A 1,241-nucleotide genomic window follows, 5' to 3' on the forward strand; every position below is an offset into this window, starting at 1 on the left:
TGACGTGCCCCTGAGTTTTCATCCAGCGGCGACCAGAGTCCTTGGGTTAGTTACGCCTCGCAGCGTGGGGTGAGCAACAGGCCGGGCCGCGCAGCTTTCATCCTGCGCAGCGGGTCGGCCTGTTGCGGTCAGACTGGCGGCAAAAGCCTCCGGGGTGAGGTAGCCGATCGACGAGTGCGGCCTGCGGGTGTTGTAGTCCAGCGCCCAGGCGGCGACCTTCTGGCGGGCGTGATCCAGGCTGAAGAACAGGCTCTCGTTGAGCAGTTCGTCGCGCATCCGGCCGTTGAAGGATTCCACAAACCCGTTCTGGGTCGGCTTGCCCGGCGCGATGTAGTGCCAGTCGACGCCATGATCCTGCGCCCAGGCCAGGATGGCGGTGGACGTGAACTCCGTGCCGTTGTCGCTGACGATCATGGCGGGACGGCCCCGCCGAGCGATCAGCGCTGTCAGCTCTCGCGCGACGCGGCGTCCCGAGATCGAGGTGTCGGGGATCGCCGCCAGGCACTCGCGGGTGACGTCGTCGACCACGTTGAGAATGCGGAAGCGGCGGCCCGTGGCGAACTGGTCGTGCACAAAGTCCAGCGACCAGCGGGCGTTCGGCCTGGCCTCGACCAGGATCGGCGCGCGCGTGCCCATGGCGCGACGACGTGAGCGGCGCTTGCGCACCGTCAGGCCTTCCTCGCGATAGAGCCGGTAGATCCGGTTCTTGCCCGAGGGTTCTCCCTCACGCCGCAGCAGCACGAACAGCCGCCGATAGCCGAACCGTCGCCGCTCGACAGCCAGGGCGCGCAGCCGCTCCCGCAGCGCCGTGTCCGGCTGTCGGCAGGAGCGATAGCGCACCGACTTACGGTCCGCCTTGATGATGGAGCAGGCCCGTCGCTCGCTGACGCCGAACGCCGCCTTCAGATGGGCGACGGCCTGGCGCAGCGCCGCGGGCCCTACCACTTTTTTGACAGCAGATCGTTCAACGCGGCTTTGTCGAGCATGGCGTCGGCCAGCAGGCGCTTCAGCTTTCCGTTCTCGTCTTCCAGGGCCCGGAGGCGCTGGGCGTCCGACACGCTCATCCCGCCGAACTTGGCCTTCCAGGCGTAGATCGTGCCCTCCGACACGCCGTGCTTGCGCGCCAGCTCGCCCGCTTTGGCGCCGGCCTCGTTCTCCCGCAGGATCCCGATGATCTGCTCTTCCGTGAATCTCGCTCGTTTCATTCCGTCCGTCCTTTCAAGGGCCGGACTCTAGCTCCG

General features: G+C 67.4%; 1 protein-coding gene and 1 pseudogene. Both read right to left on the bottom strand.

Translation table 11 applies throughout. The features are described 5' to 3' along the window. Positions 1-18 precede the first annotated feature (18 nt). Entirely contained in the window at positions 19-1,086 is a 1,068-nt protein-coding gene (locus ABIB58_RS16380) for an IS3 family transposase (protein ID WP_250132254.1), read from the bottom strand. After that, a pseudogene (locus ABIB58_RS16425) lies at positions 1,053-1,205 on the bottom strand (transposase); the annotation flags it as partial. The gene ABIB58_RS16380 and the pseudogene ABIB58_RS16425, both read right to left, overlap by 34 nt. Positions 1,206-1,241 lie beyond the last annotated feature (36 nt).

It is taken from the genome of Brevundimonas sp. UYEF29 (assembly GCF_040546195.1).
Lineage (GTDB): Bacteria > Pseudomonadota > Alphaproteobacteria > Caulobacterales > Caulobacteraceae > Brevundimonas > Brevundimonas huaxiensis.